We start from the raw sequence: 21509 nt of genomic DNA on the forward strand, positions 1-21509 counted from the left end.
GATGGGTCAGGATGGTAGACCTGTGCAAGACAGACGTGGAGGTATGAGCGTGGCTGATCTGTCCGCCGTGGAGATCTGCGCGGGCGCTGGGGGCCAGTCGCTCGGCCTTGAGCTGGCAGGTTTCGATCACGCCGTAGCCGTTGAGCTCGACGAGAACGCCGTCAACACCCTTCGCAAGAACCGCGATTGGAAGGTGGTGCACGGTGACGTTGCCGATGAGGATCTCTGGAAGCCTGGCGAGTACGTCGGTATCGATCTCCTCGCTGGCGGCGTGCCATGCCCTCCGTTCTCGATCGCCGGGAAGCAGCTCGGCGCAACCGACGAGCGTGACCTTTTCGCCTGGGCCGTCGAACTGGCCGGCAAGATGAACCCTCGGGCGCTCCTTCTTGAGAACGTTCGCGGTCTATCAATGCCCCGCTTTTCTGCCTATCGGCAGCATGTAAAAGATCGCCTTAGGGACCTGGGGTACTGGTCCGACTGGAAGCTCTTGCATGCAAACAATTACGGCGTTCCTCAGTTGCGGCCACGTTTCGTTCTCGTTGCCATGCGTCATGAGGATGCCCAATGGTTCGAGTGGCCTGAAGAAAAGCCCACCTCGGAGACCGTTGGGTCTGCATTGCAGGACATGATGGCTGAGAAGGGCTGGCTGGGTGTCGAAGCCTGGGTGAAGAAAGCCAATGATATCGCCCCTACCATTGTTGGTGGATCAAAGAAGCATGGTGGCGCGGATCTCGGGCCAACGCGTGCGAAAGCAGCCTGGCGCAACCTTGGTGTAGACGCAATGGGGGTTGCTGACGGGCCGCCGGATGCTTCGACCCCCGTGGATTTTCTGCCGAAGCTCACTACGGAGATGGTGGCTCGTATCCAGGGCTGGGGCGAGGAGCCTGACTATGCGTGGGAGTTCACTGGGCGGAAGACGACCAGGTATCGGCAAATCGGCAATGCATTTCCGCCGCCTGTGGCACGCGCGATTGGCACCTCGATTGCCAACGCCTTGAATCGTAAGGGTGAGCAAAAGAAGCTGGCTGACGTCGAGAACGAAGTTATGCACGACGCGCTCTACTTGGCCTTGAAGGACGCGTCAACTGCGCTGACGGAAAAAGAATTGGTGCAGCTCGCCGGTGAAAAAATGGACTCGCTGGCCTTTGAGCGCCGTATGGCCATTCTTGCGCGAGACTTCGTGATTGACGAGGATGACCAGCTCGGAGGTCGTGCGTACCGGCTCGCGGGCTTCAAGGGGTTCACAGGCCAGGAAGACCACGACCGGCACGCACGATTCGCTGAGTTGCGATCCCGAATCAGCTAGCCGCGTTACGCCGCCGAACGGGGCCTGCTGCTAGATCGCCAGATCGAGTGGCAGGTCGCTGATGTCGCGGAGCCGTTTGCCACTAACGAGGGTGTTCAGCATGCTGACCGCCTCGTCGTTACCTGTCGCCCTGACCGCCTGGATTAGTTCTGGCAGGGCGAAGTGATACACGGTGTCGATATCTCCTGTGCCGAGGGCTAGAGATGCCAGTCGAGATGGCGATGGTTCTCCAGTGACGACCGCGATGTGGGGAGTCCGTCCCTTTCGATTACGGATAACGTTGAGAGCCTCCGAGCGTGCATTCTGTGCACGGTCACTGCGAAGTGTCCACTTGCATGAAACTATGGCGTGGACAATGGGATGCTCTTGGTTGGCTGCTCTGATGATGGCATGTCGACCCGATTTCGAGTCCACTAGATCGGAATCGCGATTGATGGCCTCGTCCGGCTCGGGATTTCGAAGTACAAGAATGTCGGGACTGATCTCGTACGAATTTCCCAGCACCGAGGCGAGGTTCCGGTCGTTCTGGATGGCGTTGGCGAGGTCGGCTAGATGGGTGTAGGGCTCGTACCTAGAAATTTGATACTCGGCTCGGGAGCCGCCGACGTTTTCGATATTCCAATCACCTGGGCGAAGTGATTGAAATAGGGGGAAGGTGTCTGATAGAAACCCTTCGACGGCTTCTTCGAACTGCTTTCCAACTCGCTGTCCGGTGAGCTTCTTGGGAATGATTCCTGCGGCGAGATCCTTTGCAATGCTCAGTGCAATGCTTACGCTCGTCCTTTGGCTGCTGTCGGCGTTTGAGGCAACTCCATCAGGAGACAGTGAAAGAGTGTACTTCTCGATAAGGGCATTGTGGAAATCTTTCCTGGCCACCGTAAGTGCTGCTGTCACGTGAGGGGAACCCCTAACTCGAGTTGCCGGAGCTGGTCCGCAAGTAGGCGATGAGGTCCTCCTGCTCCTTGTGAGTGAGGACTCGGGCTTGATCGTAGACACGATCAAGCTGTGAACGCGTACGTTCTGCTCGCTTTAACCAGCTGAGTAGCGTTTGCTTGTTTCCTCGGCTTAGGCGCCGGACCTGTGCTAGTACCTCGTCGTACTGCCAGGGATCGGGGACCTCGTCTCGAACGGGCTCGTTGCACCGTGCACACTCGGTACGCCAGTTCTCGATGTCGTCGGCAGTTCCGCGCGTCCTCAAACGCTCCTGGGGCACTCGGTGCCCGATGGTGAGACGAGCCTTGCTGTCGGGCTCACCCGGGTAGGACTCCCCGGCCGCCGTTCCGCAGACAACGCAGCGTCCGCCGTCCCGGTATATGACGTCGCGCCGCATGCGAGCTGATGGCGCAAATCGCTTGTGAGCTTGGCGGTCCTCGTCAAGCCAGTATCGAGCTCCCTTTGCCTGGAGCCGGTACTCGTCCGTGCCCAGCGAGCCGTCATCTTTGTATGACGGAATCACCCATCCCACTGAGCGCAGCGTGCGGAGACGGCGATTGAGGTGCTCAGACTTGCCGACGATGTCAGGGCCCAGCGCACCGCGGAGCTCGTTCATCGTGAATATGTCGCCTATTTCCTTGTTGAACCAGAGCCAGGCTGCTAGTCGTCGTTCTTGACCAAACGGCTTGTGGGTACCCGGCTGGACCGTGATCTCCCACCATGGTGTTCCGTCAGGGGCTATCGGCCCGTCGTTTCCGCTGGCGTCCATGCTCTTGATTATGGTCGACATGGTGGATCATCAGCCCAGGACGACAGCGGCGTTTTGCCGTGTAGGACCGCCCGCTTCCTGGCCAGTGTCGCGCTTCCGCGCCCCGCCTCAAGGGCGCTTCACTCCGCTGCGCTGCGTTCCGCGTCGGCTGGCGCCGATGGCCCTGCGGGCCACCCTTGACCCGGGCCGCTCCAGCACGGGGAGAGAAGCGAGCGGGCGGCCCGGGGAAGCGGGGTCCAGAGGTTCGTAGCGCAGGGGTGGCTGTCGAGGTGCTCGGCGGTGGCGGGCGCGTCAGCGGTTCTGCGCACGCCGGGTTGGCTTAGCGGCGTGCGGGCGGGGGCGGCTAGCCTAGCCCTGTGGGGCCAGCGCATCGGGGCGGTCGTGCGCGCTACTTTGGGCTTGCGGTGGCGAGGGTTGTCGCGATGTGGGCCATGGCTTCCTCACGTGGTTCCGCGCGGCCGGTGACCCACGCTGACACGGTGGCGCGAGGCACTCCGGCCCGGTCGGCCAAGTCCGCCTGCGTCATACCTGCTTGACGCAGCTGACGTCCTAGCCATGGGCCGAAGGCCTCGCCCTGTTCCGTGGAGTGCGGGGGCTCGTGCACGTGTCGGCTACGCGGCCGAGCCGTGACACTCGCCATACGCCTCGCCCGACCCGCACCAGCAAGCCGCCCCCCGCTGTGGAGGCCACGCCACTGCCCGGCCACGCGCCGCCAGTGTCGTCGCGTACTGGGGGAGGAGCGTCGCGTCGCCCGGGGACGAGCCCTCCGACGCCGCGAAGGCCTCGTAGGACGGGACCGTGCCGGTGACGATGCCCAGGTTCGGGGTGCCGGAGGCGGCGAGTTCGCGCAGGGACTGCTCTATCGAGGCCAGGTGCTCGGCGTGGGACGGGTACTCCGTCGACAGTGACGGGTACGCCTCCAGGAGTTCCGTGAGCTCGCCCGCCGGCCAGTGCAGGATCGCCACCGGGAAGGGGCGGGAGAGGGCTTCCCGGTACGCGCCCAGTTCCGCTCGGAGGCGGAGGATCTCCGCCTCCAGTTCCGCGGGGTTCTCCGAGCCCAGGGACCACACGCGCTTGGGGTCGTGGAGTTCGTCCAGGGTGATCGGGAGGGAGTGGACCGAGTCCGCCAGGGCGTCCCACTCGTCGTGGGACTTGCCCAGCATGCGCCGTACGCGGTGGCGGCCGAAGAGGAGGGGGTGGGTGGCGTAGGGGGGCTCCGGGACGTCGGCCAGGAGGCGGTGCACGGCCTCCGTGAACGTCTCGTGGGCCGCTTCCAGTTCGTCGTGGGATTCCAGGGACTCCGCGACGATCACCCAGGGGGCCGGGTCCTTGGGGGACGCCACCCGGACGCCCTCGATGATCGCGCGGGCCTCGGCCTCGTGGCCGTACTCCCAGAGGTTCGAGGCCTTGAGCGCCCGTACCAGGTGGGGGTTCTCCAGGCCGTCGGAGGAGGAGAGCAGGCGGTCGTAGAGCGTGGTCGCGGTGGGGCGGTCGCCGGAGAGCTCCAGATGGGCCGCTGCCCGCAGCAGCAGGGCCTCGGCGTCCTCGGGATACAGGCCGGCGGTCCGCTCCAGGCGTGCCGCCTCGGCGGTGTGGTCGACGTTTTCGGCAGGCGTGTCGGGGCGCATGGGGGACACCGTACTGCCGGGAGGTGACGAGCGTGAGAGATGTGCAGGCCAGACCCGATATCGGGCTCTCACGCTCGTCGTCCCGGGGACGGCGGTTCGCCCCGAACCGCCGACCGTCGTCGGACTTACAGCGTCACGCCGTCGATGTGGAGGGTCTGGACCGACTTCGCCGCGAAGGGGACGCTTACCGACTTGCCGGACAGGCGGATGTCCGAGCGGGCCGTGTAGAGGTCGCCGCCGCCCGTCGTGACCGTGTTCCAGCGGGGGACGAGGCCTCCGGAGCCGCCCGTCACCGTCGAGAAGCGGGAGAGGTCGAAGGTGAGGGTCTGGGCCGAGGTCGCGGTGTTGACCGCCACGATCACCAGGCGGCGGGCCGTCGCGTCGTACGCCGCCACCGCGTAGCTCACGCCCGTGTCCAGGATCGTCATGCCGGGGCGGATATGGCGGCTGAACTGGGCCAGCACGTAGTGCTTGGTCTGGACGGTCGTCGGCTGGAGCGTGTTCTTGTCGTAGGCGATCAGCGCCCAGCCCGTCGTCGGGTCCATGACCTGCCAGTAGCACCAGGCCGTGGGGTGCAGCCAGCGGAAGTCGTAGCAGAGGTTCGACGCCATGGTCAGGCCCGTGCCGTCGCTGTCGCCCGTCTCGGAGTTCCACAGCTTCTTGCGGGAGGTGGTCACCACGTCCGTGTAGAGGAGGTCGCGGCGGCCGCCCGAGCCCTGGTAGCCGTGCACGTTGACCTGGGAGACCAGGGCCTTGGTGGAGGAGTTGAAGGACGCCCACGTCGAGCGGGCCGTGTCGTAGTTCGTCTCGTCCGAGGCCGCTATGCGGAGGTTCGTGAGGCCGCGTTTGTCCAGCTCGCTGCGCATGTAGGGGAGTACGGCCGCCTGGACCGCCGGGTCCATGTGGCAGCCCTCCTGGGTGCCGGTCGCGGTCCACCAGGTGGAGGCCGGCTCGTTGAAGGGGTCGACCGTCGCGAAGTTCACGCCCCAGTTGTTGCGTGCGTACAGGGCTGTGGCCGCCAGGTGGGAGGCGTGCTGGCGGTAGTTCCAGGTCTGGAGGTTGTTGCCGCCGCCCGCCGCGCCCGAGGGGTTGTGGTTGCTGCACATCCACCACATCGGGGAGTTGGCGAACAGCTCGGTGATCGCGCCCCGCTGCGTCGCCTTCACCAGCATCGCGCGCTGGTTGGCGTCCGCCGTCCACTTCCACGCCGAGGAGGTGGGGTCCTCGTTGTTCCAGTCCTGCCAGAAGCCCTCGATCTGCTTGAAGCCGGGGATGTTGGGCGACTTCACCATCGTCTCGCCGCCGACGCTGTTCCAGCTGCACGCGCCCAGGTTGTAGCGGGCGATGTTCATGCCCAGGCCGGGGAGTGATCTGCCGTTGTACGTCACGGACTTGGTGGTGAAGAACAGATCGGCGAAGTCGTCCCGGGCGCCGAAGACGTTGGCCCACCAGGCGAGGGAGGTGCCCCAGCCCTCCCAGGTGCCGTACGTCGTCGACGGGTTGACGGCGATCGTGGCGTCCGCGTGCGCGGTGCCCGTCGCCAGGGCGCTGCCGAGGAACGTACCGCCTGCTGCGGCCAGCAGACTTCTGCGTCGGATCACGGCTCCTCCGTAAGGGAGTTGGGGGGCAGACACCGGTCCCCGGCCCGGGGCCGCAGGGGTGTCCCCGTGGCTGGTGACGAGAAGCATCGGGTGTGGCGGGTGGGTTGTCGATAGTTCCGGCGAACCTTTCTCAAACCCGTGTACGAAGTCGCGGACCCGCTCGGGAGGGTGATCCTGTATAACGAACAACAGGGCATACACACATATCCGAGGGGGGCAGCCGATGAGCCGGAGCTGGGCGACTCTGCGTCCCGCCCTCGTGCTGCTCTTCCTGCTCGTCGAGGTGTCGCTGCTCGACACCGGCAGCCTCTCCGCCACCGTCGCCCTCGCCGCGACCACCGCGGCCTCGGCCGCCCTCGCGCTCTGCGCCCTCGTCACCTCGCGCTGCGCGCCCACCGTGCCGCGTACGCGGGTGCGTACGGCCATCCGCGACCGGGACCGGCGTACGGCCTTCCTGCCCCAGCGCGACCCCGACGCCCGGGGGCGCACCCGGCCCCGGGCACCCGGTCACGCCCTCCGGGCGACCGTCGCGTAGGGGTGCATTCACTCAGAGGTGACCCCGCGCGGGTCGTCATGCCGCCATGACCTGTTCCGGCACGACGAGACCCCCCGGAGGGCTCACCCATGTTCGTCTTCGCCCACCTGGTCGAGCACCTCGCCGACCTGCTCCAGCCGTTGTTCGGCGCCTCTGCGGCCGCCGCGGCGATCGTCCTGTTCACCGCGCTCGTACGACTCCTCGTCCACCCCCTGTCCCGGGCCGCCGCGCGTGGCCAGAAGGCCCGGACCGCGCTCCAGCCGAAGATCGCCGAGCTGCGCAAGAAGCACGGGAAGAACCCCGAGAACCTCCAGAAGGCCGTGCTGGAGCTGCACGCCGAGGAGAAGGTGTCGCCGCTGGCCGGCTGCCTGCCCGGGATGCTGCAGATTCCCGCGTTCTTCCTGCTCTACCACCTGTTCTCCAGCGACACGATCGGCGGCGAGGCCAACGGGCTGCTGGGTCACCAGCTGTTCGCCGCACCGCTGGGGGAGCGGTGGACGGACGCGCTCGACGGCGGTCTCCTCAGCGGCGCGGGGCTCGTGTACGCCGCGCTGTTCGTCGTCGTGGCCTGCGTCGCCGCGTTCAGCTACCGGAGCGGCAAGCGCATGCTGGCCGCGAACCCGGCCGCCCAGGCCGGTGCCGGGGAGCAGACGCCCGGGCTGGGGGCGGTGACCAGGGTGATGCCGTTCATGTCGTTCTTCACGCTCGTCACCGTGGCCGTCGTGCCGCTGGCCGCCGCGCTGTACGTCGTGACCAGTACGACGTGGAGTGCCGTCGAGCGGGCCGTGCTGTACCGGTGACCCGGCGGGCGGGGTCCAGTACGTGAACGGGGTATTGCGGAGTGCACGTCCAGCTTGGAGGATCGACCAGTCCTCCGATGGCTGCCCCGCCGCATCCGGGTCCCGCTCATCGGGCGGGCGCCCGCGATCGAGGGAGACTGATCATGAAGCTGCTGCGAGTCGGTACGGCAGGGGCGGAGCGGCCCGCGCTGCTCGACGCCGACGGGACCCTGCGGGACCTGTCGGGCGTCGTCGCGGACATCGACGGCCTTCTGCTCGCCGACGACGAGCTGCTCGCCCGGGTCCGGGCCGCCGCCGACGCCGGCGAGCTGCCCGTCCTGGACGCCACCGGGCTGCGGGTCGGACCGCCGCTGGCGCGGATCGGCAAGATCGTCTGCATCGGCCTGAACTACCACGACCATGCGCGCGAAACCGGAGCCGAGCCGCCCGCCGAGCCGGTCGTCTTCATGAAGGCGCCGGACACGGTGGTCGGGCCGAACGACACGGTCCTCGTGCCGCGGCGGTCCCTCAAGACCGACTGGGAGGTCGAGCTGGCCGTCGTCATCGGACGCAGGGCCAGGTATCTGGGGTCCGCGGAGGAGGGGCTCGCGCATGTCGCCGGGTACGCCGTGGCGCACGACGTGTCCGAGCGGGAGTTCCAGATCGAGCGTGGCGGGACCTGGGACAAGGGGAAGAACTGCGAGACGTTCAACCCGCTGGGGCCGTGGCTCGTGACGGCGGACGAGGTGCGCGATCCGCAGGACCTGTCCCTGAAGCTCTGGGTCAACGGGGAGCTGAAGCAGGACGGGACGACGGCCGAGCAGATCTTCCCGGTGGGGGAGGTCGTGCGGTACCTCAGCCAGTTCATGACGCTGTACCCCGGTGACGTCGTCAACACGGGGACGCCGGCGGGGGTCGCCCTGGGGGCGCCCGAGCCCAAGCCGTTCCTGCGGGCCGGGGACGTCGTGGAGCTCGAGATCGAGGGGCTCGGGCGGCAGCGGCAGGAGTTCAAGGACGCGTAGCGCTCCGCTGGGAGGGGCGGGGGACTGCGGTTGGTTTCCGGCTGCGGGCAGTTCGTGGCCGGTCGCGCAGTTCCCCGCGCCCCTTCGGGCGCTCCCCTCACGCCAGTGCGGAAGCCAGGTCGCGCCACGCCTTCCTCGGGAGGGCGTCGCGGGGCTCGCCGGTCAGGACCTGGAGGGCGACGTGGTCCGCGCCCGCCTCGAAGAAGGCGTCGATCTTGGTGCGGATCGCCGTGTCGTCGCCCCAGGCGAACAGGGCGTCGACGAGGCGGTCGCTGCCGCCGTCCAACAGGTCGTCCTCGGTGAAGCCGTGCCGGAGGAAGTTGTTGGTGTAGTTCGGCAGGGGGAGGTAGATCTCCAGGAACTCGCGGGCCAGGGCGCGGGCGCGGGCCGGGTCCGTCTCCGGGACGACGCCCAGCTCCGGGGCCAGCAGAGGGGCCTCGCCGAGGATCTCGCGGGCGTGCGCGGTGTGTTCCGGGGTGACCAGGTACGGGATCGAGCCCGCCGCCCGGTCGCGGGCCAGCCGGAGCGACTTCGGGCCCAGGGCGGCCAGGAGGCGCCGGTCCGACGGCACTCCGGCGGCGTCCAGGCCGTCGAGATGCTCGACCAGGGCCGAGTAGGGGCGGGCGTACTGCTCCACCCGCTTGGCGTGACTCACCCCGAGGCCCAGCTGGAACCGACCGGGGTGGGTCGCCTCCAGGTCCGCGAAGGCCGTGGCGGCGGCGTCCGGCTCGTGCTGCCAGATGCTCTGGATGCTGGTGCCGACCGTGAGCTTCGAGGTCGCCCCGATCAGCGGGGCGGCGTTGGCGGCGGAGCTGTTGCCGCCCAGCCAGACGGCACCGTAGCCGAGTTCCTCCAGTTCGGCGGCGGCCTCGGCGAGTTCGCCGCGCCGGTCCGGGTCCTCCGAGCGCAGGCCTACGCTCCAGATGCCGTACCGGCCGACGGTCTCCTTCAGGGGGGTGGTCATGGGTGGGGGTCCCTCCGGTTGGGGCGCCGTGCTTGATCACTCCTACGCAGGTGCCAACCGGAGAGGGTCCCCGGTCATTCCGGCCGACGGTCCCTCCAGCGGTCCAGGAACCGCTCCAGTGCCTCCACCACGAGCCGGTGGTCCTGGAGCTGCGGCAGCCCGGACACCGTCACCGCGCCGATCACACCCACGCCCTCGACGGTGATCGGGAAGGAGCCGCCGTGGGCCGCGTAGGTGCCGGGATCGAGGCGCGAGGACTCCTCGAACGTGCTGCCCTTGGCACGGAAGCGGGCGCCGACCAGGTAGGAAGCGGAGCCGTAGCGCTCCACCACACGGCGCTTGCGGGCGATCCAGGCGTCGTTGTCCGGGGTGGAGCCGGGCAGCGCCGCGTGGAAGAGCTGCTGGCCGGCGCGGTGGATGTCGATGGCGACCGGGGCCTGCCGCTCCCGGGCCATCTCCACGAGGAGGGAGCCGAGCGCCCAGGCGTCGTCGTACGTGAACTGGCGGAACACCAGGTGGCGTTCCTGCTTCTCCAGCTCCTCCAGGCTCGGGGTGAGCTCCGGGTGGAACTTCGGGGTGAGCCCCTGGCTGTGGGAGGGGTTGCTCTTGTGGGTCACAGCGTCACCGTCACCTTCTCGCGGGCCGAACGACGGGCGGCCTCCAGTACGTCCAGGGCGGCGGCCGCCTCCCGTGCGGTCACCGGGTTCGGGGCGCCCTCCAGCAGGGCCTTCGCCACGGCCGCATAGTAAGCGGGGTAGTCGCCCGGGAGGGTGGGTTCGGCGCGTCCGCCGCCGGTCACCGGGGACTCGCCGGAGCCGACGCGGCCCCACAGCGACTCGGGCTCCGCACCCCAGCCGGGGCCGGGGCGCAGGCCGTCCCGGAGCGCCGCCTCCTGCGGGTCGAGGCCGTACTTGACGTAGCCGGCGGTGGAGCCCAGGACGCGGAAGCGGGGGCCGAGCTGGGCGGTCGTCGCGGAGACGTAGAGGTGGGAGCGGACGCCGCTGGTGTGCGTGAGCGCGATGAACGTGTCGTCGTCCGTCTCGGCGCCCGGGCGGCGGATGTCCGTCTCCGCGTAGACGGAGGCCGCCGGGCCGAACAGGACCAGGGCCTGGTCCACGACATGGCTGCCGAGGTCGTAGAGCAGACCTCCGATCTCTGCGGGGTCGCCGGACTCCCGCCAGCCGCCCTTCGGCTTCGGGCGCCAGCGCTCGAAGCGGGACTCGAACCGCCGGACGTCGCCCAGCTCGCCCTCGTTCAGCAGCTTGCGCAGGGTGAGGAAGTCGTTGTCCCAGCGGCGGTTCTGGAAGACGGACAGGAGCAGCTCGCGCTCCTCGGCGAGGGCTGCCAGCTCGCGGGCCTCGGCCGCCGTGCCCGCGACGGGCTTGTCGACGACGACCGGCAGGCCGGCCTCGAGCGCGGTGGCCGCGAGCGGCACGTGCGTCCTGTTCGGCGACGCCACGACGATCAGGTCCAGCTCGGCGGCCCGGTCGAACAGCTCGTCCGGTGTGGCGGCGAGGCGTACGTCCGGGAACTCGGCACGGGCCTGCTGCTGCCGTTCCGGGTTCGAGGTGACCACCGTGTCGAGGGCGAGGCCCTCCGTGGCGGTGATCAGCGGGGCGTGGAAGACGGAGCCGGCGAGGCCGTAGCCGACGAGGCCGACGCGGAGGGGCGAGCCGGGGGCTGTGCCGAGGGGTGTGCCAGTCATGTCACCCACTTTCGCAACGGTGTTGCCAAAGTGCAAGCGCCGGGGACAATGGGGGCGTGAACAGGGTGGACGACCATACGGGCGGAGTGGGCGGCATGCGCGGGGCGGGCGGGACGGGTGCTGCCGGGGCACGGGGCGGCGGGGTGAACCTGCTCGCCCTGCGCAGCCACAACGCCGCGCTCGTGCTCGACCTGCTGCGGACGGCCGGGGACGAGGGCATCAGCCGGCTCGAACTCGCCGAGCGCACCGGGCTCACCCCGCAGGCCGTCAGCAAGATCACGGCCCGGCTGCGGGAGGACGGGCTCGCGGCGGAGGCGGGACGCCGGGCGTCGACCGGCGGCAAGCCGCGCACGGTGCTGCGGCTGGTGCCCGAGGCGGGGCACGCGGTCGGGGTCCATCTGGACCGGGACGAGGTGCGGGCCGTGCTCGTGGACCTGAGGGGGGCCGTGGTGGGGGAGGGGCGGGCCGCGCTGGACCTGGGGGCGGGGGCGGAGGCCGTGCTGGGAGCGGTGCGGGAGACGGTGACCGGGGTGCTGCCGGCCGGGCTCGGTGGAGCCTCCTGGCAGCAGCCGGCCGGGCTGGGTGGGGCCTCGCGGCAGGGGCCGGCCGGGGGGCAGGGATCGGCGGGGCTGGGTGGGGCCTCGGGGCAGCAATCGGCCGGGGGGCAGCAGCCGGCCGGGCTCGGTGGGGCCTCGCGGCAGGAGCCGGCCGGGGGGCAGGGATCGGCGGGGCTGGGTGGGGCCTCGCGGCAGGGGCCGGCCGGGCTCGACCGGGTCCTGCTGGGGGTGGGGGTCGCGCTGCCCGGGCCGCTCGATCATGCCCGGGGGGTGCTGCACCGGGTGACCGGATTCCCCGAGTGGGACGGCTTCCCGCTGCGGGAGGCGCTGGCGGAGCGGCTCGGGGTGCCGGTCGTGGTCGACAAGGACACCAACGCGGCGGCGCTGGGCCTCGCCGCCGGGGGCGAGGGCGGCTCCTTCGCGTACCTGCACCTCGGCACGGGCCTGGGAGCCGGGCTGGTCATCGGCGGCAGCGTGCACCGGGGGGCCAGGACCGGCGCCGGGGAGTTCGGCCACCAGGTGATCCAGCTCGACGGCCCGCCGTGCACCTGCGGGAACCGGGGCTGCGTCGAGGCCCTGTGCCTCGCTGCGGTGGCGCGCGGTGATCCGGCGGAGGCGGCGCGGGTGCTGGGGGCCGGGGCGGCGAACCTGGTGGGGCTGCTCGACATCGACGTCATCCTGCTGGGCGGCCGCACGGTGGCGGCGGCACCGGAGGCCTTCACGGACGGGGTCGGTGCGGTGCTGGAAGCCCGGGCCCGGCGAACGGGCCAGGCCGCCGTACCGGTGCGCGTCACGTCCGGGGGCGGCGGGGTCGTGGCGGTGGGAGCGGCTCAGCTGGTGCTGGGGCCGGTGTTCGGGCGTGGGGGCGGCTGAGGATCCACCGGCGGAGCGGCTCGGGTGGGGCGGCGCCAGGGGGTGTCCGCGAAGTCCCGCCTGCCCCGCGACGCCCGGCACGCTCCCTCAAGCTCTTCGAGCAGGGGGACTCCATTCGCCGCACCGGGCGCACACCCGGGTACGGACCGGTACGCGGGCGTCCGCCCGGCACGCCGTGAGCACGCACCGGACGCCGCAGGGCCCGTCCCGCGGACGGACGACGCGACGTTGCCGACACCCCCGGGGACTGTCCGCCGACCGGGCGGATCCGCGCCGCCGTTCGGGGGCGGTTCGCGTCGGCGGCGTCTCGCGGCCCCCGCCGCTCGGAATGTCACATCATCATGCGACTCTGCACGCCCGCTCATCTCTGCCTGACGGCGGCAGCGGCGGCCGCCGCCCTGCTTCCCGGCGCCCATCCGGCGCACGCGGACGCCCCGGCGCCCGCCTGTGCCGCGCCCGACGACCACACCTTCCCGCTCACCACCCGCATCCACGGCGGGCCGGACTCCTACACGGCCGGGGGCGGGTTCGGGACCTGGTACGTCGACCTGACCAACACCACCGACCGGACCTGCACCGGCATCCACCCCGTCGTCGTGCTCGTCGACGACAAGCGGGCCCTGGAACCGTCCCAGCCGCGCCTCGAGTTCTTCGAGGGGGCGCGGGCCCATCCCGTGCGGTTCGAGAAGACCGGCGAGGACGAACTCGTCGGGGCGTTCACCGACGAGGACGACCGGTTCGCCGGGTTCACCGTCGGGCCGGGCAGAACCGTCACCGTGAAGGTGCGGCTCACGCTCACCTCGGACGCCGTGCCCAACGACGTCACGGCCAACGCCGCGGTGGTGCAGCGGCACGACGACGACGGCGACTGGGTCGGGCAGTCGAACGACTACCGGTTCGGGATCGACGACGGTGAGGCGGGGACCGGCACCGACACGGGCACCGAGTCCCGTCCCGACTCCGACGCCTCCGTGCCGCCCCGCGAGGACCGGTTCCCCTTCGCGGAGGAACTGGCCCGCACCGGCACCGGCACCCAGGTCGCCGCGGCCGCCGCGGCCCTGCTGCTCGTCGGCGGCGGGGCGCTGCTCGTCGCACGCCGCCGCCGCTGAACAGGCCGTCCCGCCAGTCGGGACGCCGCACGCCGGCCATTCCGCAAGATCCCGCCACTGTTTAGGCTGGGTCGCACGCTGGACCGCGTACGGCAGGAGATCCCGCACATGGCAGACCGCAAGCCCGTCGAATCGTGGCTCACCGACATGGACGGTGTGCTCATCCACGAGGGCGTACCGATCCCCGGTGCCGACGCCTTCCTGAAGAAGCTCCGCGAGTCCGGGAAGCCCTTCCTGGTCCTCACCAACAACTCGATGTACACCCCGCGCGACCTGCACGCCCGGCTGCGCCGCATGGGCCTGGAGGTGCCGATCGAGAGCATCTGGACCTCGGCCCTGGCCACCGCCCAGTTCCTGGACGACCAGCGGCCGGGCGGCTCGGCGTACGTCATCGGCGAGGCCGGGCTGACCACCGCGCTGCACGACATCGGCTACATCCTGACCGACCACGAGCCGGACTACGTCGTCCTCGGCGAGACCCGCACGTACTCCTTCGAGGCCATGACCAAGGCGGTCCGGCTCATCCTCGGCGGCGCCCGGTTCATCTGCACCAACCCCGACGAGACGGGCCCCTCCACCGAGGGCCCGCTGCCCGCGACCGGCGCGGTGGCCGCGCTGATCACCCAGGCGACCGGCAAGAAGCCGTACTTCGCGGGCAAGCCCAACCCGCTGATGATGCGGACCGGGCTGAACGCCATCGGGGCGCACTCCGAGACCAGCGCGATGATCGGCGACCGCATGGACACCGACGTGCTGGCCGGCATGGAGGCCGGGATGCAGACGTTCCTGGTGCTCACCGGTCTGACCCGGCCCGAACAGGTCGAGGACTTCCCGTACCGGCCGTCGCAGGTCGTGGACTCGATCGCGGATCTGGTCGACCGGGTCTGAACCCGGGCGGCGACTCGCAGAGGGCTCAAACCCGTCGTCACCCGCACGGAGCAGCCGCCGCGTCCCTGAGGATGCGGCGGCCCACCGCGCGGGGGAGGCTCCAGACGTCTGGAGGTTCACGATGGGTTCCCTGAGAGTCACTGTCTGTACGAGCATCCTGGCCGCCGTCGCCCTCGCACCGGCGGCGTACGCGGCGGACGCGGGGAGCGTCGCGGTGACCCCGGCGGCCCCCGCCCCCGGCAGTGACGTCACACTCCGCGTGACCGGCTGCGCGCAGCGGACGGCCGTGGCGGCCTCGGCGGCGTTCGTCGCGGACGCGCGGCTGACCGTCACCGGCGCACGCGAGCTCACCGGCGAGAGCCGCGTCCGCTCCACGCTCCGGGCGGGTTCGTACGCCGTCCAGGTCACCTGCGGCGACACGCGACGGACCGGCACGCTCACCGTCCAGGACGGCGAGGCGGGGCGGTCCCGGGCCGCGCCCCCTCCCGTGCCCGGGGCCGGGGGTCAGCCGCCCGCGCCCGGAAAGGGCGGACAGCCGTCCGCTCCCGGCGTCGACGGGGAAGCGCACCGGCCCAGTACGCCGGCCTCACCCGTCGCCCCCGTCCGGGCTGGTGGTGGCGGTGCCGCCGCTCTCGTCGCCGCCGAGGAGCGCGGTACCGGTCCCGGTACGGCGCAAGGGGTGACCGGGCTGGTGCTCGCCGGTGCGGCCGCGGTGGCCGTCGCGCTGCGTGGTGTCCGCCGGGGCCGTGGAACGGACTGACCATGCGGGATCACGATCAGGTTCAGGGACGCTTCTCGGGCACCGGCCGCCTGCTGACCGGTATGGCCTGGGTCGTGCTGCTGCTCGGGCTGTGGCTGTGGGGCCGCGAGGTCACCGAGACGCGGCACGGCCTAGCCGCCCCCGCCACGGGTGACATGGCGGCGGCCGGACGGCCCCCGGACATCAAGCTGCCGCCCGAGCACCGCCCCCTGGGCGACGCGCTGCCGCAGCGGGTCGACATCCCCGGGCTCGGCGTCCAGGCCCCCGTGGTGGCGCGCGGCCTCGACGCACGCGGCGCGCTCGATCCGCCGCCGTACGACCAGCCGGGCGTGGTCGGCTGGTACGCCGGCGGGGTCGCGCCCGGGGCGCCCGGCACCGCGCTGATGGTCGGTCACGTCGACACCGACACCAGGCCCGCCGTCTTCTACAAGGTCAGTGCCATGCGACCGGGCCAGACGATCCGGGTGATCCGGGCCGACGCCAAGGTCGCCGAGTTCACCGTGGAGTCCGTCCAGGTCCTCACCCGCGACCACTTCGACGCCCACCAGGCCTACGGGCCCCGCGAGTCGGGGCGGGCCGAACTGCGGCTGGTCACCTGCGGCGGCAGCTTCGACCGTACGACCCGCAGCTACACGGCGAACGTGATCGTCTCGGCGTACCTGACGGGGACGGGACTCTGAAGCCCCGACGCGTCCCGCCCACCCGCCCCGGTCGACGACCCGCTCCCCCTGAAGCCGTCGACCGGGCCGGTCCTCGATCGCGGCGTGCGCGGGATGCGGAGTGACCCGGCGGGGTGCGCGGGAGGCCTTGGATGTCACGGTGAGTGAATCTCTGGCCGGAGATCAGGCGCTTGCCTGACAAGGCTCTGGGGTCGCAGGGCTGCCGGGGCCTGGAGCCTTGAGCCTGGATGACGCCAAGTCCCGATACGGTGGCGCTGCGTCATCCGCGCAGGTGGGGTTCGACCTCGTGGGTGCCGCGGGACGTATGTCAGGATTGAGACTTGGAACGGTGCATCAAGGGGGAGTTGGATGTACGGCAGCAGGGGGGCCGGGGGATTCGCCGGGAGGCGGATGTCCGCAGTGGTGCTGGGGGCGGCACTGCTGATCACGGGGTGTTCTTCCTCCGACGGAGGAGACGGATCGGACGAAGGCGCCGAAGCGGGCGCCGGGATCACCCAACAGCCCAAGGAAAAGGCCCCGTTCTGGGTCAATCCGGATGGAACCGCGGCCCGGGAGGTCGCCGACCTGGAGAAGTCCGGCAAGAAGCAGGACGCCGAGCAGATCCGCAAGATCGCCGAACAGCCGGTCGCCGAGTGGGTCGGCCCGGACGATCCGCAGGAGCAGACCCGGGGCTTCACCGAGGCCGCCGACAAGGCCGGCCGCACGGCCCTGCTGGTCCTCTACAACATCCCGCACCGCGACTGCGGCCAGTACTCGCAGGGCGGTGCCGCCGACGGCAACGCCTACCGTGACTGGATCGACGGCGTGGCCGCGGGCATCGGCGACCGGCCCGCCACGGTCATCCTGGAACCGGACGCGCTGCTCCACCTCGTCGACGGCTGCACGCCCGAGCAGTTCCACGAGGAGCGCTACGACCTCCTCAAGGGCGCCGTCGCCCAGCTGAAGTCCCTGAAGAACACGAAGGTGTACCTCGACGCGGGCAACGCCGGCTGGCAGAACCCCGACCAGATCTTCGAGCCGCTGAACCGCGCGGGCATCGCGCAGGCCGACGGCTTCTCGGTCAACGTCTCCAACTTCTACTCCACCGAGGACTCCATCACCTACGGCAAGCAGCTGTCCGCCAAGGTCGGCGGAAAGCACTTCGTCATCGACACCAGCCGCAACGGCAAGGGCCCCTACACCGCCGGCAACCCCGACGAGCGCTGGTGCAACCCGCCGGGCCGCTCCCTGGGCGAGACCCCGACGACGAAGACGGCCGACCCGCTGGTCGACGCGTACCTGTGGGTGAAGCGGCCGGGGGAGTCGGACGGCGAGTGCAAGGGCGGACCCAAGGCGGGCCAGTGGTGGGCGGACTACGCCCTGAAGCTGGCGAAGGCCACCGGCTGACGTACCGGCCATACGCAAGGGGCGCCCTCCCCGCGGGAGAGCGCCCCTTCCCGGTTGCCCGTCAGGGCACCTTGACCCACTGAGCCTTGCTCGGGGTCCCGTCGGCGTCCGTCACGAACACCATGTACCAGCCCGCCTGGACCAGGTTCCGGTTCTCCGGCACGGTCACCGTCAGCTGGTCGCCGGACGCCTTGAAGTCCAGTGCGATCGACCGCTGGTCGATGTCCGTGACGTGTGTGGCGGCGCTCGGCCGGATCAGCCGGACCTTCTTGACCTTGGCCGCGTCCGACGAGGTGAACGTCCCCGTGCCGCCGCGCTTGATGGTCTGCGGGCCGCCCGACAGCGAGGGCCGGTCCCCGTCGCCGTAGAGGTAGGGCGGCGTGTAGATCTCGATGCGCTGCTCGAACTTGCCCGGCTTGGTGTTGGCCTTGTCGGCGTAGAGCGAGTCGGAGCCGAAGAACATCACGCGTCCGTCGGGCAGCAGGATCGACCCGGAGTGGTAGTTGCGGCCAACGAGCGGGTCGGCGACCCGCTTGAGCTCGTTCTTCTCCGCGTCGTAGAGCCGCGCCTCGAAGATGTTGGAGTCGCTGCGGCCGCGGTAGTCCTCCGAACCGCCGGAGATCAGCACGCTGTCGTCGGGCAGGATCGAGGCGTTCGGGTAGCGCGTGCCCTTGTCCAGGGACGGGCCGTCCACGAAGCGCGGGTTCGCCTTCTTGAGGTCGACGATCCGGGTCTTCTCGCTGGACACCTCGGACTCGCCGACGCCACCGCCGCCGACCACCATGTACTTCTCGTCCTGCGCCGGCGGCAGCAGCACCGTGCCGGACGTCTCCATCAGCGTGGGGTCGCTCAGGCCCGGTATCTTCGTGAACTTGTTGGTGTCCACGTCCCACACGCCCGGCTCACGGCCCACGTCGTCCGGCCCGTAGCCCGCGTTGGACCCCGAGTAGAAGACCTTGCCGTTCTGCATGAGGAACAGCGCCGGGTAGGTCGGGAACTGCCGGACCTTGCCGGTGTAGGCCCACTTCTTGGTCTTCGGGTCGAAGATCTCGTTCTTGCCCGGGACCAGCTGGCCGATGTCGTCGAGGCCCGAGACGCTGAGGATCTTCCCGTCGCTCAGGGTGGTGAGCGTCGGGTACCAGCGGGCCTCCTTCATCGGGTCGACCTTGATGTACTTCTCGGCCACGGGGTCGAACTCGAAGGCGTCCCGGATGCCCTGGAAGTCCTTCTTGTCCAGGGCGAGCTTCTGCGCGATGCCGTAGGTGTTCTTGGCGTCGGCGCCCTTCAGGCCGTGCACACGGTAGTTGTCCTGCGTGCCCGTCTCGTGCTTCTTGCCCCGCTTCTGCGCCTCGACGTAGATCCGGCCGAGACCGGGGTCGTTGCGCAGGAACCTGCCGGTCGCCTTGTCGAAGACCTTCTTCGCGCGCGGCACGAGCACCGGGTCCTTGGAGACGAAGGTCTTGCCGTTCTCCTTGCCCGTGAACTTCGTGCCGGCGGGCAGTGTGATCGGCTTGTCCGGGTTCTCGTTGTGGACGATCATCAGGCCGCCGGCCTTGGTGACGTCACCCTTGAGCTTCTCGTAGCGCTTGGTGCCGCCCGCGATCAGCAGGTTGCCGTTGGCGAGCTGCGTGTGGCCGGTGCAGAACAGGTCGGCCGGCGTGGGGACCTTCTTGATGGTGCCCTTGACCGGGTCCCATATCCGGGTGTCGAACTTCTTCGCGTCGAAGTTGTCCTGGTTGTTGCCGGACCCCGCGACGAGCAGCACCTTGCCGGTGCGCAGCAGCGCCGCGTGGATGGTGTTCTGCCGGTACTCCTCGGGGAAATCGACGATCTCCCACTTGCCGTTCGCGGCCTTGTACTCCGGTTTGTTGATTGTGTACTGGTGGTATTTCTCGGTGCTGAAGCGGTAGAGCCACGGCCCGTTCATCCCGGCCAGCGCGAGTACCACCGCCGTGCCGATCGCGAGTCGACGGGCCCGGCGGCGGCCTGCACGGTCGTTCATTCCTTACGTCCCCCAAGTCCACCAAGGGCGATCTGCATGGTCTGGTCGGTCCCTCCGACCTCCCCGTGTGCGCCCGGGGTGGCGGCCCACGTGGGCTTCTGCTGCGGGGCGTGCGCCGACGGCTGCTGCGGGATCGCCGGCGGCTGCGTCGACTGCGGCCTCGCAGGGTCCTGTAGCTGTCCCGCGGCATGGGCGGCGGGCTTCTTCGCGTCCTGCCGCAGCTGCCAGCGCCAGGCGAACACCGGCGAGGCGGTGATCAGCAGGGCGAACGTCGCCCAGATGATCATCGCGGGGTGGGAGTGGCCGAAGACGAAGCCGGCGGCGATCGAACCACCGAAGATCGCGACGAAGTACCAGTGGTAGCGGAACGTGCCGAACCAGCGGTCCGGGCTCGCCGAGTCGCCCTTGGGCGTGACCACGAACTTGCTCTTGCGGCGCAGCACGGAGTCGATCAGCGCCTTCGCGTACAGCGGTGCCGACAGCGCGGACATCACCATGCCGGCCACACCACCGGAGCCCTCCGGCTCGTGCGGCGAGACGTTGTGCCGGCGGTTCCAGACGTACAGGCCGATCTGCAGGGCGGAGGCGTTGCCGTAGAGCATCAGCCAGACCGCCGGGTCGATGTTCACACCCGAGGCGCCCAGGCCCAGGAACAGGCAGCAGCTCAGCGCCGCCAGGATCCAGTTCAGGGCCGACATCGGGTAGAAGATGATCATCATCGTGTAGTTGAAGAGCTTGCTCGGCGGCAGCGAGTACCAGCCCTTCCAGTACTGCCCGATGATCGTCTCGTACGTCCCTCGCGACCAGCGCATCTGCTGGGTGAAGAAGTCCGTCCAGGCGCTGGGGCCCTCCCCGACGGCGAGCACGTCCGGCGTGTACACCGAGCGCCACTTCTTCCCCGTCGCCGGGTTCTTGTGGCGGTGCATCTCGAAGCCGGTCGCCATGTCCTCGGTGATCGAGTCGTACAGACCGCCGATCTGCTTCAGCGCCTTGATGCGCACGGCGTTGGAGGTGCCGACGAACATCGGGGAGCCGTAGCGGTTGCCGGCGCGCTGGATCAGCGCGTGGAAGAGGAACTGCTGCGACTCGGCGGCCTTGGTGATGGCGTTGTCGTAGTTGCCGTAGACCTGCGGGCCGATGACGAACCCGACGTCCGGGTCGCGGAAGAAGCCGAGCATCCGCTCCAGGTAGTTGGGCAGCGGCACGTGGTCGGTGTCGACCGACGCGAAGAAGTCGTAGTTGTCGCCGTGCGCCTCGAGCCAGGCGTTGTAGTTGCCGTGCTTGGTCTTGGCGCGGTGCGGGCCCTTGGCCTGGTTCCACTTCGCGACGCCCTTGCGGGAGAAGTGGTGCACACCGAGGCGCTCGCAGACCGCCTTCACCTCGGGGTCGTCGCCCTCGTCGAGCAGCCACACGTGCATCAGACCCCGGTGGCGGATCCGCACGGCCGCCTCCAGGGTCTTCGTCACCATCTCCAGCGGCTCCTTGCCGGGCACGAAGGAGGTGAGGAAGGCCACTCTGGTGCCGGTCTCGGGCACCACCGGGATCGGGTCGCGGGCCACCAGCGTGGCGTGCGCGTTCGACAGCACGTTCATGCAGCGGAAGAACTCGATCAGGCCGATCGAGACGAGCATCACCATGTCGAGCGTGGGCAGCCAGTCGAAGGCCGGGTAGTCGCGCTCGGTCCAGTGCTCGGGCTGGAGCAGCCAGAACAGCAGCACCAGGGACAGCACCGGGGCCGCGGCCAGCATCAGGGCGACGCGGATGCGGTGCGGTTCCTGCGAGATGAGCGAGCGGTACTGCACCTTGTACGGCTTGCCCGGATCCGGCTGGGTGAGGGGACCCGCGAGCCGGCTGTAGTGCTCGTAGTCGTACCTCGGCAGGGCCTTTTTGATCCGCCGGAACGTCCCCGTGGTGCTCATCCGGTGCGACGGCACCCTGAGCTGAGTGGTCTGGGACGGGTCGTGGTCCTGCCGGGCACCCGTGGGCCTCGACGTCATGAGTCATCCCCCCAC

At 69.8% G+C, this 21509-nt stretch carries 20 protein-coding genes; 10 read left to right on the top strand and 10 right to left on the bottom strand.

Features of this window, described 5'->3' with window-relative positions; all coding sequences use genetic code 11:
* Nucleotides 1–43 precede the first annotated feature (43 nt).
* Nucleotides 44–1306, top strand: a complete 1263-nt coding sequence (locus ACFU3E_RS07925) for a DNA cytosine methyltransferase (RefSeq protein ID WP_384153733.1) — start codon at nt 44–46, stop codon at nt 1304–1306.
* A gap of 30 nt (nt 1307–1336) precedes the next feature.
* Here ACFU3E_RS07925 and ACFU3E_RS07930 read toward each other — a convergent pair whose 3' ends face one another.
* From ACFU3E_RS07930 to ACFU3E_RS07950, 5 genes are all read right to left on the bottom strand, one after another.
* Nucleotides 1337–2200: an NgoMIV family type II restriction endonuclease gene (locus ACFU3E_RS07930; protein ID WP_384153736.1), complete on the bottom strand. Its 864-nt coding sequence runs from the start codon at nt 2198–2200 to the stop codon at nt 1337–1339.
* A gap of 13 nt (nt 2201–2213) precedes the next feature.
* A complete protein-coding gene (locus ACFU3E_RS07935) occupies nt 2214–3029 on the bottom strand; it encodes an HNH endonuclease (protein WP_384153739.1) in 816 nt (271 codons plus the stop codon).
* A gap of 367 nt (nt 3030–3396) precedes the next feature.
* On the bottom strand, nt 3397–3648 hold the full coding sequence (locus ACFU3E_RS07940) for a helix-turn-helix transcriptional regulator (protein ID WP_384153742.1): 252 nt from the start codon (nt 3646–3648) through the stop codon (nt 3397–3399).
* Nucleotides 3620–4636 carry an SEC-C domain-containing protein gene (locus tag ACFU3E_RS07945; protein WP_384153745.1) on the bottom strand — a complete coding sequence of 339 codons (1017 nt, stop codon included), beginning with the start codon at nt 4634–4636 and terminating at the stop codon, nt 3620–3622. Before ACFU3E_RS07945 ends, ACFU3E_RS07940 begins: the two co-directional genes overlap by 29 nt.
* Before the next feature lie 125 nt (nt 4637–4761).
* Complete coding sequence (locus ACFU3E_RS07950) at nt 4762–6237, bottom strand: beta-1,6-galactanase (protein ID WP_384153748.1); 1476 nt, start codon at nt 6235–6237, stop codon at nt 4762–4764.
* A 223-nt stretch (nt 6238–6460) separates the two neighbouring features.
* On the opposite strand from ACFU3E_RS07950, the gene ACFU3E_RS07955 reads away from it, so the two are divergent.
* From ACFU3E_RS07955 to ACFU3E_RS07965, 3 genes are all read left to right on the top strand, one after another.
* Nucleotides 6461–6772 (top strand): DUF6412 domain-containing protein, encoded by a 312-nt coding sequence (locus ACFU3E_RS07955; RefSeq protein WP_384153751.1) that lies wholly within the window; start codon nt 6461–6463, stop codon nt 6770–6772.
* 89 nt (nt 6773–6861) lie between these two features.
* A complete protein-coding gene (locus ACFU3E_RS07960; protein ID WP_384153754.1) occupies nt 6862–7572 on the top strand; it encodes a YidC/Oxa1 family membrane protein insertase in 711 nt (236 codons plus the stop codon).
* 143 nt (nt 7573–7715) lie between these two features.
* Nucleotides 7716–8573 carry a fumarylacetoacetate hydrolase family protein gene (locus tag ACFU3E_RS07965; protein ID WP_384153757.1) on the top strand — a complete coding sequence of 286 codons (858 nt, stop codon included), beginning with the start codon at nt 7716–7718 and terminating at the stop codon, nt 8571–8573.
* Between the two features lie 97 nt (nt 8574–8670).
* On the opposite strand, the gene ACFU3E_RS07970 is transcribed toward ACFU3E_RS07965, so the two are convergent.
* The 3 genes from ACFU3E_RS07970 to ACFU3E_RS07980 all read right to left on the bottom strand — a co-directional run bounded on the left by ACFU3E_RS07970 (nt 8671) and on the right by ACFU3E_RS07980 (nt 11242).
* A complete protein-coding gene (locus ACFU3E_RS07970; RefSeq protein WP_384153760.1) occupies nt 8671–9537 on the bottom strand; it encodes an LLM class F420-dependent oxidoreductase in 867 nt (288 codons plus the stop codon).
* A gap of 74 nt (nt 9538–9611) precedes the next feature.
* The gene (locus tag ACFU3E_RS07975; RefSeq protein WP_384153763.1) at nt 9612–10154 is read right to left on the bottom strand and encodes a heme-degrading domain-containing protein; all 543 of its coding nucleotides are present in this window, start codon (nt 10152–10154) and stop codon (nt 9612–9614) included.
* The gene (locus ACFU3E_RS07980; RefSeq protein WP_384153766.1) at nt 10151–11242 is read right to left on the bottom strand and encodes a Gfo/Idh/MocA family oxidoreductase; all 1092 of its coding nucleotides are present in this window, start codon (nt 11240–11242) and stop codon (nt 10151–10153) included. Before ACFU3E_RS07980 ends, ACFU3E_RS07975 begins: the two co-directional genes overlap by 4 nt.
* 95 nt (nt 11243–11337) lie before the next feature.
* On the opposite strand from ACFU3E_RS07980, the gene ACFU3E_RS07985 reads away from it, so the two are divergent.
* The 6 genes from ACFU3E_RS07985 to ACFU3E_RS08010 all read left to right on the top strand — a co-directional run bounded on the left by ACFU3E_RS07985 (nt 11338) and on the right by ACFU3E_RS08010 (nt 17495).
* Entirely contained in the window at nt 11338–12672 is a 1335-nt protein-coding gene (locus tag ACFU3E_RS07985) for an ROK family protein (protein ID WP_384154019.1), read from the top strand.
* A 341-nt stretch (nt 12673–13013) separates the two neighbouring features.
* Nucleotides 13014–13781, top strand: a complete 768-nt coding sequence (locus ACFU3E_RS07990) for an LPXTG cell wall anchor domain-containing protein (protein WP_384153769.1) — start codon at nt 13014–13016, stop codon at nt 13779–13781.
* A 108-nt stretch (nt 13782–13889) separates the two neighbouring features.
* Nucleotides 13890–14669 carry an HAD-IIA family hydrolase gene (locus ACFU3E_RS07995; protein WP_384153772.1) on the top strand — a complete coding sequence of 260 codons (780 nt, stop codon included), beginning with the start codon at nt 13890–13892 and terminating at the stop codon, nt 14667–14669.
* Nucleotides 14670–14790: 121 nt separating this feature from the next.
* Nucleotides 14791–15429, top strand: coding sequence for a hypothetical protein (locus tag ACFU3E_RS08000; RefSeq protein ID WP_384153775.1), 639 nt, complete (start codon nt 14791–14793; stop codon nt 15427–15429).
* Between the two features lie 2 nt (nt 15430–15431).
* Nucleotides 15432–16109: a class F sortase gene (locus ACFU3E_RS08005; RefSeq protein ID WP_384153778.1), complete on the top strand. Its 678-nt coding sequence runs from the start codon at nt 15432–15434 to the stop codon at nt 16107–16109.
* Between the two features lie 348 nt (nt 16110–16457).
* Nucleotides 16458–17495: a glycoside hydrolase family 6 protein gene (locus ACFU3E_RS08010; protein ID WP_384153781.1), complete on the top strand. Its 1038-nt coding sequence runs from the start codon at nt 16458–16460 to the stop codon at nt 17493–17495.
* A gap of 61 nt (nt 17496–17556) precedes the next feature.
* Here ACFU3E_RS08010 and ACFU3E_RS08015 read toward each other — a convergent pair whose 3' ends face one another.
* Complete coding sequence (locus tag ACFU3E_RS08015) at nt 17557–19497, bottom strand: kelch motif-containing protein (RefSeq protein ID WP_384153784.1); 1941 nt, start codon at nt 19495–19497, stop codon at nt 17557–17559.
* Nucleotides 19494–21494: a glycosyltransferase family 2 protein gene (locus tag ACFU3E_RS08020; RefSeq protein WP_384153788.1), complete on the bottom strand. Its 2001-nt coding sequence runs from the start codon at nt 21492–21494 to the stop codon at nt 19494–19496. The genes ACFU3E_RS08015 and ACFU3E_RS08020 overlap by 4 nt, the downstream gene beginning before the upstream one ends.
* Between the last annotated feature and the right edge of the window lie 15 nt (nt 21495–21509).

This window comes from Streptomyces sp. NPDC057424 (assembly GCF_042803315.1).
GTDB lineage: Bacteria > Actinomycetota > Actinomycetes > Streptomycetales > Streptomycetaceae > Streptomyces.

Excerpts from the sequence above, each read along its gene's own strand:
- ACFU3E_RS07925 (WP_384153733.1), top strand. The coding sequence starts at position 44 with ATGAGCGTGGCTGATCTGTCCGCCGTGGAGATCTGCGCGGGCGCTGGG.
- ACFU3E_RS07935 (WP_384153739.1), bottom strand. The coding sequence starts at position 3,029 with ATGTCGACCATAATCAAGAGCATGGACGCCAGCGGAAACGACGGGCCG.
- ACFU3E_RS07940 (WP_384153742.1), bottom strand. The coding sequence starts at position 3,648 with ATGGCGAGTGTCACGGCTCGGCCGCGTAGCCGACACGTGCACGAGCCC.
- ACFU3E_RS07945 (WP_384153745.1), bottom strand. The coding sequence starts at position 4,636 with ATGCGCCCCGACACGCCTGCCGAAAACGTCGACCACACCGCCGAGGCG.
- ACFU3E_RS07955 (WP_384153751.1), top strand. The coding sequence starts at position 6,461 with ATGAGCCGGAGCTGGGCGACTCTGCGTCCCGCCCTCGTGCTGCTCTTC.
- ACFU3E_RS07960 (WP_384153754.1), top strand. The coding sequence starts at position 6,862 with ATGTTCGTCTTCGCCCACCTGGTCGAGCACCTCGCCGACCTGCTCCAG.
- ACFU3E_RS07965 (WP_384153757.1), top strand. The coding sequence starts at position 7,716 with ATGAAGCTGCTGCGAGTCGGTACGGCAGGGGCGGAGCGGCCCGCGCTG.
- ACFU3E_RS07970 (WP_384153760.1), bottom strand. The coding sequence starts at position 9,537 with ATGACCACCCCCCTGAAGGAGACCGTCGGCCGGTACGGCATCTGGAGC.
- ACFU3E_RS07980 (WP_384153766.1), bottom strand. The coding sequence starts at position 11,242 with ATGACTGGCACACCCCTCGGCACAGCCCCCGGCTCGCCCCTCCGCGTC.
- ACFU3E_RS07985 (WP_384154019.1), top strand. The coding sequence starts at position 11,338 with ATGCGCGGGGCGGGCGGGACGGGTGCTGCCGGGGCACGGGGCGGCGGG.
- ACFU3E_RS07990 (WP_384153769.1), top strand. The coding sequence starts at position 13,014 with ATGCGACTCTGCACGCCCGCTCATCTCTGCCTGACGGCGGCAGCGGCG.
- ACFU3E_RS07995 (WP_384153772.1), top strand. The coding sequence starts at position 13,890 with ATGGCAGACCGCAAGCCCGTCGAATCGTGGCTCACCGACATGGACGGT.
- ACFU3E_RS08000 (WP_384153775.1), top strand. The coding sequence starts at position 14,791 with ATGGGTTCCCTGAGAGTCACTGTCTGTACGAGCATCCTGGCCGCCGTC.
- ACFU3E_RS08005 (WP_384153778.1), top strand. The coding sequence starts at position 15,432 with ATGCGGGATCACGATCAGGTTCAGGGACGCTTCTCGGGCACCGGCCGC.
- ACFU3E_RS08010 (WP_384153781.1), top strand. The coding sequence starts at position 16,458 with ATGTACGGCAGCAGGGGGGCCGGGGGATTCGCCGGGAGGCGGATGTCC.
- ACFU3E_RS08015 (WP_384153784.1), bottom strand. The coding sequence starts at position 19,497 with ATGAACGACCGTGCAGGCCGCCGCCGGGCCCGTCGACTCGCGATCGGC.
- ACFU3E_RS08020 (WP_384153788.1), bottom strand. The coding sequence starts at position 21,494 with ATGACGTCGAGGCCCACGGGTGCCCGGCAGGACCACGACCCGTCCCAG.